This is a genomic window from Sporobacter termitidis DSM 10068, from assembly GCF_900130065.1.
Taxonomy (GTDB): Bacteria; Bacillota; Clostridia; order Oscillospirales; family Oscillospiraceae; genus Sporobacter; species Sporobacter termitidis.
Window position 1 is genome coordinate 1 of record NZ_FQXV01000027.1, and the last position, 6,991, is coordinate 6,991.

Genomic DNA, 6,991 nt, shown 5'->3' on the forward strand with positions numbered 1-6,991 from the left:
CCCATTGTGGGGCTGCCTCTTCGCGTTTGTAATATCCCGGTCTATACATGAGCATGACACCGTCCGCATCCTGCTCAATATCCCCGGAATCGCGCAGGTTATGGAGTTGCGGGCGCTTATCCTTCGTCGCTTCGGACTCCCTGTTGATCTGCGCCAAGCAAAGGACCGGGATATTCAGTTTGAGCGCCAGGGCTTTGAGGTCGTGAGATATCTCGGTGATCTCCTCATATTTTGATTTCCGCCTACTACCCGGCCGTATAAGGCCCAAATAGTCGATGATAATCAGGCACGGATTGACTCTAACGGCCATTGCCTGTACATCTGCAACAGAAGCCGACACTCGTTTATTGAGCACTACAGGGACCTCAGCTAGCGTCGATGCTGCATCTCCGAATTTCCGATATTCATCCGTCGAAAGAGAGCCGGTTAAGATTTTCATATTTGGAATACCCGTGAGCCTTGATATTCGCTTTGCTGTCATCTGCCGAACGCTCATTTCGAGACTAACAAAAAGCACATTTTCACGATACCCCGCTACATTGTCGGCTATCTGGAGCGCAACGCTAGTCTTTCCCATGCTAGTCCTCGCAGCGAGTATGTAATATCCGCCCTTCAGCAGACCGCCACCGAGAATTCTGTCAAGATTCTCAAACCTCGTTCGTATAAACTCGCCCTCAGGCTTTTCGTTGATGGCATTCCGGTACTCATTAAGGTCTAAAAGTGCCGACATGCTGTCAATCACATCTATCGGTGTTCCGTTTTGCATCAGCTCATCAAGTTTCTTGATTGTCCGGACAAGTATTTCCTGCCCATCATCAGTATCATGGACATCCTGCATTTCCGAGGACATCGATTTTAGAGAGCGAATCAGCGAGGAATTTTTCACGATGCGGGCGTATTCTTCGACATTAGCCGCCGTCACGGTCACACTGGCGAAACTGCGGAGTATTTCGGCGGGGATTTTTTGTCCCTTGGCTTCGAGTTTCGCCTGGATGGTTACGGGGTCAATGATTTCGCCATTGCGTGACAGGTCAGAGATTGTTTGAAAAATATTTTGATGCAGAGCGAAATAAAAATCTTCTGTCCTTAGGTCGATAAGTTGAAATGACCCCGGATTTAGCAAGATTGAACCGATAACGTTTATCTCAGCTATGTCTGTTGCGTTAGTTGACACGGACTGCCACCTCTTGTTATGTTTTTTATTTTGCTGTGATGCGCTGAGACGGGGCGGTGATGCTTACGAGCTTGCACATTGATCGGAGCCGGTCTGCAATACGATCGCCGAGTACATCCTTCATTTCCAGTGTCGTCAGGTTTGTCGTTGCAACGATTGGCAAGAGTTCATTATATCGAAAGTCAATAAGGTCAAAAAGCTTCTCTAAGGCCCAGTCGGTCGCCTTTTCTGCGCCAAGATCATCTAACACAAGGAGTTTTATTTCCTTGTATCCATCCATGATGTCCTCGGGGTCTTCATCCTTACTATCGTAAGCAGATTTGATTCTGTTTAAGAAACTAACAGATGAGATCAATTTCATGCCGGAATATTCGGGTCTGAGTGAACCTGAATAATAAAGACCATTCTCGCCATAATCAACCGGCCCATCAGGATCACATGAAATGTAACGCTCCGCCTCGTATTCCTTAACTGGCTGTCTTGCAATAATAGCGTTGCAAATAGCCGATCCAAGGTGCGTCTTCCCCGAACCAACAGGACCGGAAATCAACAGACCATGTTCAGTTTTTTCTGTCCAGTCTTCGGCATAAGCTCGACAAGTGTCAAACGCCTCCTGCTGTCCGTCCAATGGGACAAAATTATCAAAAGTCATCTTTCGTTGACGCTTATGTATTCCTGTGCCTATCTGCATGCCAACGCGGAAAATCGCTGTTCCGCGTTCAATATCCTCAGCGCGCTTCCGTTTTTGCTCCTGTTCTCTCTCTTCCCGATCACAGTCGCATGCAATAGTAAATTTTCGACTTAAGTCACCAAATGTCGCTGATTCAAACTGTATTTCCTTGCCGCAGCTCGGGCAAACATCAGCTTTTTCTGTAATTCCAACGGTATTCATAGTTTTTCTCCTTCCTGATTACCACGTCTGTTTTTCGTACCGTGACGTGTCGGTATAATTCGGTTTGCTATTTGTCGAACGTTCTCGGCTGTAGTTACCTTCTAAGATTTTTGTCCAGTTCTCCGACTTTAATATCCAGTCGAACGAACAGCCTCCCCACTTCCCATCCCGTCCACTGAGAAAGTCAGACTTTTCAACGAGGTTGAAGACCTCCGTGAATATATCCACGTTTGCCGGATTCTTTTTGTCAGAAAGCCTTGCCTTAATGGCGGTACGTCTTTTGTCCGTCAAGAATCTAACCTTCGGCAAAGATACGCACACGCTGTTAAACGCCTCGCGGATAGCCTCATAATCAACCCGTGAGGAATTCTGCTGTTTATCGTCATCAGTCGCCTTCGCCGACAGAGTATCGTTAGATACTATATTTGTTTTAATATTTGCTTTTATATCTTGTTTATCTTGGTGGACTAATTCGTCCAGAGGTTCTCTGGTATTTTTAGTCCAGTCCCTCTGGTCTAATTTGTCCTCTAGTCTTTTTAGTCCAGAGGACTTATCTGTCCAGAGATCAAAGTCTTTTTGGAACATCAATCCTCGGCTTTTATTCTTGTCAGGCTTTACGACTTCGACAAGCAGTCCCATCTCAAGCAGTTTTTTTAATTCTCGGGCCACCTGTCGGTATTGACTGCTTTTAAGCCCTAAAGCATTTATCAAAAAGCTAACGGAAATATCATGCTGCTTCCGGCTGTATCCGTATGTATACCGCCAGACAACCCCAACGATCCGCCATTGCGACCCGTTCAGCGGCAATTTGACGAGATGATCGAGAATTTCATTGGCAATCGGCGTAAAACCATTTTCTTTTTGTGGATTAGCCATGAATTTTACCGCCTTAATATAAAACTGGATAGCAAAACTACATCTGGGCTGCAGCTTGTTCCGATAGCCAAGCTTCAAGAGCCACTTTACTGATTAATATTCTCTTCCCAATTCTAATGGAAAATTTGCAGTCTGGGCTGTGGCATAGACTATACATAACCGGACGTGACAAACCAAGTATCTCCGCCGCCTCATCAACAGTGTAGGTAAGCTTCGCCGGCTGTTTCTGATCTTCATTGAGGCGATTTGTACCTCTAATGCAATTCGGTTCATTCACAAACAATTATTCTTCCTCCTTCGACAAGTTTTTAATAATGTTAAATATCTTTTGTTTTTCTGCGTCCGGCAACTCATAACGCATTTTGCGGCTAAAATTACCATCCGTCATGCCAAGTACATGGGCAATTCGCCACAGTTTAATATTGTACTGTTGTGCGATTCGCCGAATTTCAATATTTGCCATACTGGATTCTCCTCTTATCATTGCATTATTATTGTTGTTGTACTATGATAGTATCACATATGTAACTAAGCATCAACTATTAGAACATATTAGAATATTATTGACTGGAGCGGTAACATGAAAGAGGATATCTTTACTAATTTAGTGTGCAATTCAACTGTATTTGAGTGCAAGGCAATAAACCTTGCTGGGACAACGTGGATTGTCCCAGAATCTCCCGAAAATGAAAACCGATTTCGAAAAGATTTACTTTCATCGGTTGATAACATTTTAAAAGATTTCTTCGAACTTGGACTTTTACTTGAAAATCACATTCACTTACATGACTATATACCTATGTATCTTGATGAAATATTTGTTGATAGCATAGCGACAATTGCGCGAGGTGAAAAAATTAAGAACGGCGTATATAGCGATATAAATTCCCCCTTTCTGCGCGAAAATCCCGAGGAAATTATTAGTGCTTTACTAAACTTTTTTAATAAATTTGGAGGGATAAATCCAAGAAAATATAATAGAAATATACAAGCTAAAGTAATTGAAGACCTTTCGGAAATTGCCTTTGGCTCAAAGTTTATGGCATGGGCAAAAGCGCCAGCTTCATTTTTAGCTTATATTATTTTTGAACTTTATTATCGCTACACCCAGCCAGATAGGTATATTGCAGCAATGCAAAAACATCCTAATGCACATTTTAAGATTGTTGGCGACGGGATGAGCCTAAGCGTATCCTTAACGCTACAAATTGTTTATCAGAGTAAAGGATGGCATGAAAAGAAAGTAGTCGCATCAATTTTCGATTTAATAACACTTTTTCTTTTTTATGATGATGATACGCATATTAAAAGATGCGAACATTGTAATGCGGTGTTTATATCGCCAAATGAAAAAGCCATATATTGTTCTCCAGCATGCCGAAATCGAGCAAATTCAAAAAAAAGCTACGAAAGGCGGAAGCTAAAAGAAAACACTAAAAAAGCACAAGACAAGCGCGGCGATTAAAATGCTCGGGGTGCAATACATGGGCCCGGCGGAGTCGTGATCCGGCAACTTACTGCTGGACTCTGCAAGCCTGTTTTATCGAGGGTCTGATCTAGGTCTGGAGAGCCGGTGGAATGTCTACGTCGATACAGCGAAAGTTGTCTGGAAATGGCCATCACTTTGGATGAAATTGAATAGGCCAGAATGGCAAAATCAAAGAAGTCCTTGGAAAAGAGACTGAAATAGATTAATACGAGAAAATGAACCAGAAGCGGAGGATCTGATGGTGACAAGGAAGAATAGGCGCACCGCAAACGGCAGTGGATCAATCGTCAAAAGATCCAAAATGGTCAAGGGAAAGGTCTATGAATGGTGGGAGGGCCGGTATTGCGTTGGCACGAATAACGGTACCGGTAAAATAAGACGCCCTACGATCACCGGCAAAACACAGGAAGAAGTTGCTGAAAAGCTCCGGGCAGTCACGGCCGCGATTGATGCAGGGACATATACTGAGCCGTCGAAAATGCCTCTAAAAAAATGGGCTGATATTTGGCTTGAAGATTATACGAGTGATCTGAAGTACCTGACAAAGAAGACGTACAAATCCCAGATTGAGAACCATATTAAGCCCGGCATGGGCGCGGTGAAGCTCGGGGAACTTACAAAGCACCTTGTGCAGAGCTTTATAAACGACCTGACACGAAAAAAAGACCTTGCCCCGAAAACTGTTAAGAACATTCACGGCGTTCTATCCGCAGTTTTGGATACGGCTGTTGAGCTTGACTATATTCGTGTTAATCCATGCGCCGGGGCAAAGCTGCCGAGGGCACCGAAAACCGAAGTTAAACCCCTGACAGACGAACAGATAAATGACCTCATGAAGCTCATCGATGCTGATGAATACTGTGGCCCCATGCTCAAACTCATTCTATTTACAGGTCTCCGCGTCTCTGAGGCTATCGGCCTGACATGGAATTGTATAAATTATAAGACTGGCACGATCCGTATTGAAAAGCAGCTCCAGGAGCGCCCGAAGAAGGACGGCGGGTATATATTCGATACCACAAAGAGTGATAAGCCCCGGATGTTGACGCCGGCGCCGGCCGTTATGGAACTTCTCAAGCAGCAGGGCATAAAGCAACTGGAGGCAAAAAATAAAGCCCTAGACCAATGGCAGGGCTGGAAGGATGAGAAGGAGCGCAAGACTTCCCTCGTGTTCACAAACGAATACGGACAGCATTTAAGACCGAACATAGCATGGCGGCACCTGAAGAAGCTTGCAGCCCAGGTCGGAGCGCCGGAGGCCTGTGTACACGATCTGCGGCACACCTATGCCGTGCTCAGTCTCCAGAACGGCGACGATGTGAAAACGCTTCAGGAAAACCTTGGCCACGCAACAGCGGCTTTTACACTCGACCGGTACGGCCATGTATCTGAGAAGATGAAAGAAGACAGTGCCGCCAGGATGCAGAAATATATTGAGCAGATTAAAAAGGCAGAATAAAGAAAGGAATTTATAATATGAGTGAAATAACATCAGTTAAATATGACCGTACCGGAGGCCTTGCGACGAAAATTAAAACTGCAATCAAGGAGAGGGCAAAAAATGCACAAATAAACTTTGAGGAAATAGATGCTATCATTGCTATGAATGTTAGAGGAGAAGCATGCATTGACTACCCTACGACTGTCGTTAAAATTAAATCCGATTATGATTTCGATATTTATTGGATGATTCAAACTGCATTTAAATATGGATATGCCAGAGGGCATAAATCGAAAAAGGCGGAATAAAAAAAGACCCCTCGCTAAGCCCTTTTTAAGGCCACGCGAGGGGTCAAATATTTCTAATTGTCGTGAAAACTGTCGTGAAAGACTATTTTCACAGATAAAAAAGAAGCCTGTGACCGTTGCAATCACAGGCTTTTTCTCTTGGCAGGGGCAGAAGGATTTGAACCCTCGGCACGCGGTTTTGGAGACCGCTGCTCTACCAGCTGAGCTATACCCCTAAGATCAATATGTAATTGGGGAAAATAAAAATGGGCCTTCGGGGACTCGAACCCAGGACCGACCGGTTATGAGCCGGTTGCTCTAACCAACTGAGCTAAAGGCCCGCAAAACTGTTAGAAATATTGCCGCCACGATATTCGTGACGGCAATACCGTTAACTGGCTCCCCAAGTTGGACTCGAACCAACGACCCTGCGGTTAACAGCCGCATGCTCTACCGACTGAGCTATTGAGGAATATGGTGAGCCTGATATTTAAATCAGGCTCATTGTGTTGGCATTTACCTATCTTTCCGGGCCGTCGCCAGCCAGGTATTGTCGGCACGAGTGAGCTTAACTGCCGTGTTCGGAATGGGAACGGGTGGACCCTCACCGTTAGCAACACCAACTATGTAATCGGTATTGTAACCGAATACTACTACAATATGCTATTTTTGTCAAGAAGCTGCTGAAAGATACCTAGGAGTTTAAATGACCCGTAGGAGAATCGAACTCCTGTTTGCGGCGTGAGAGGCCGCCGTCTTGACCGCTTGACCAACGGGCCGTCGTCGTCGCAGACTTCGCTAAGTCTCGCCTGGGTTTCTTTAATTCCCATTG

The 6,991-nt window shown here is 44.8% G+C and carries 8 protein-coding genes, 4 tRNA genes and 1 rRNA gene; 3 read left to right on the plus strand and 10 right to left on the minus strand.

Going from position 1 to position 6,991, the window contains the following annotated elements; all coding sequences use genetic code 11:
- The 5 genes from BUB60_RS19200 to BUB60_RS19220 all read right to left on the minus strand — a co-directional run.
- Nucleotides 1-1,174: replicative DNA helicase (locus tag BUB60_RS19200; RefSeq protein WP_073083318.1), on the minus strand; the 1,174-nt coding region annotated here is incomplete at its 3' end.
- Nucleotides 1,175-1,199: 25 nt separating this feature from the next.
- Nucleotides 1,200-2,066 carry an ATP-binding protein gene (locus tag BUB60_RS19205; protein WP_073083321.1) on the minus strand — a complete coding sequence of 289 codons (867 nt, stop codon included), beginning with the start codon at nucleotides 2,064-2,066 and terminating at the stop codon, nucleotides 1,200-1,202.
- 18 nt (nucleotides 2,067-2,084) lie between these two features.
- A complete protein-coding gene (locus BUB60_RS19210; protein ID WP_073083324.1) occupies nucleotides 2,085-2,942 on the minus strand; it encodes a replication protein in 858 nt (285 codons plus the stop codon).
- 37 nt (nucleotides 2,943-2,979) lie between these two features.
- Complete coding sequence (locus BUB60_RS20915) at nucleotides 2,980-3,219, minus strand: helix-turn-helix domain-containing protein (RefSeq protein ID WP_073083339.1); 240 nt, start codon at nucleotides 3,217-3,219, stop codon at nucleotides 2,980-2,982.
- 6 nt (nucleotides 3,220-3,225) lie between these two features.
- Nucleotides 3,226-3,405: a hypothetical protein gene (locus BUB60_RS19220; RefSeq protein WP_073083327.1), complete on the minus strand. Its 180-nt coding sequence runs from the start codon at nucleotides 3,403-3,405 to the stop codon at nucleotides 3,226-3,228.
- A 117-nt stretch (nucleotides 3,406-3,522) separates the two neighbouring features.
- Here BUB60_RS19220 and BUB60_RS19225 point away from each other — a divergent pair, with 117 nt between their 5' ends.
- The 3 genes from BUB60_RS19225 to BUB60_RS19235 all read left to right on the plus strand — a co-directional run bounded on the left by BUB60_RS19225 (nucleotide 3,523) and on the right by BUB60_RS19235 (nucleotide 6,180).
- The gene (locus BUB60_RS19225) at nucleotides 3,523-4,407 is read left to right on the plus strand and encodes a CGNR zinc finger domain-containing protein (RefSeq protein ID WP_073083330.1); all 885 of its coding nucleotides are present in this window, start codon (nucleotides 3,523-3,525) and stop codon (nucleotides 4,405-4,407) included.
- Between the two features lie 262 nt (nucleotides 4,408-4,669).
- Entirely contained in the window at nucleotides 4,670-5,890 is a 1,221-nt protein-coding gene (locus tag BUB60_RS19230; protein WP_073083333.1) for a tyrosine-type recombinase/integrase, read from the plus strand.
- Between the two features lie 17 nt (nucleotides 5,891-5,907).
- On the plus strand, nucleotides 5,908-6,180 hold the full coding sequence (locus BUB60_RS19235) for a hypothetical protein (RefSeq protein WP_073083336.1): 273 nt from the start codon (nucleotides 5,908-5,910) through the stop codon (nucleotides 6,178-6,180).
- 139 nt (nucleotides 6,181-6,319) lie between these two features.
- Here BUB60_RS19235 and BUB60_RS19240 read toward each other — a convergent pair.
- The 5 genes from BUB60_RS19240 to BUB60_RS19260 form a co-directional block, all read right to left on the minus strand.
- Nucleotides 6,320-6,395, minus strand: a tRNA-Trp gene (locus BUB60_RS19240).
- A 31-nt stretch (nucleotides 6,396-6,426) separates the two neighbouring features.
- A tRNA-Ile gene (locus tag BUB60_RS19245) sits at nucleotides 6,427-6,500 on the minus strand.
- A gap of 55 nt (nucleotides 6,501-6,555) precedes the next feature.
- Nucleotides 6,556-6,631 (minus strand) — tRNA-Asn (locus BUB60_RS19250).
- 35 nt (nucleotides 6,632-6,666) lie between these two features.
- Nucleotides 6,667-6,783, minus strand: a 5S ribosomal RNA gene (rrf, locus tag BUB60_RS19255).
- Nucleotides 6,784-6,866: 83 nt separating this feature from the next.
- Nucleotides 6,867-6,938 (minus strand) — tRNA-Glu (locus tag BUB60_RS19260).
- Nucleotides 6,939-6,991: the final 53 nt, after the last annotated feature.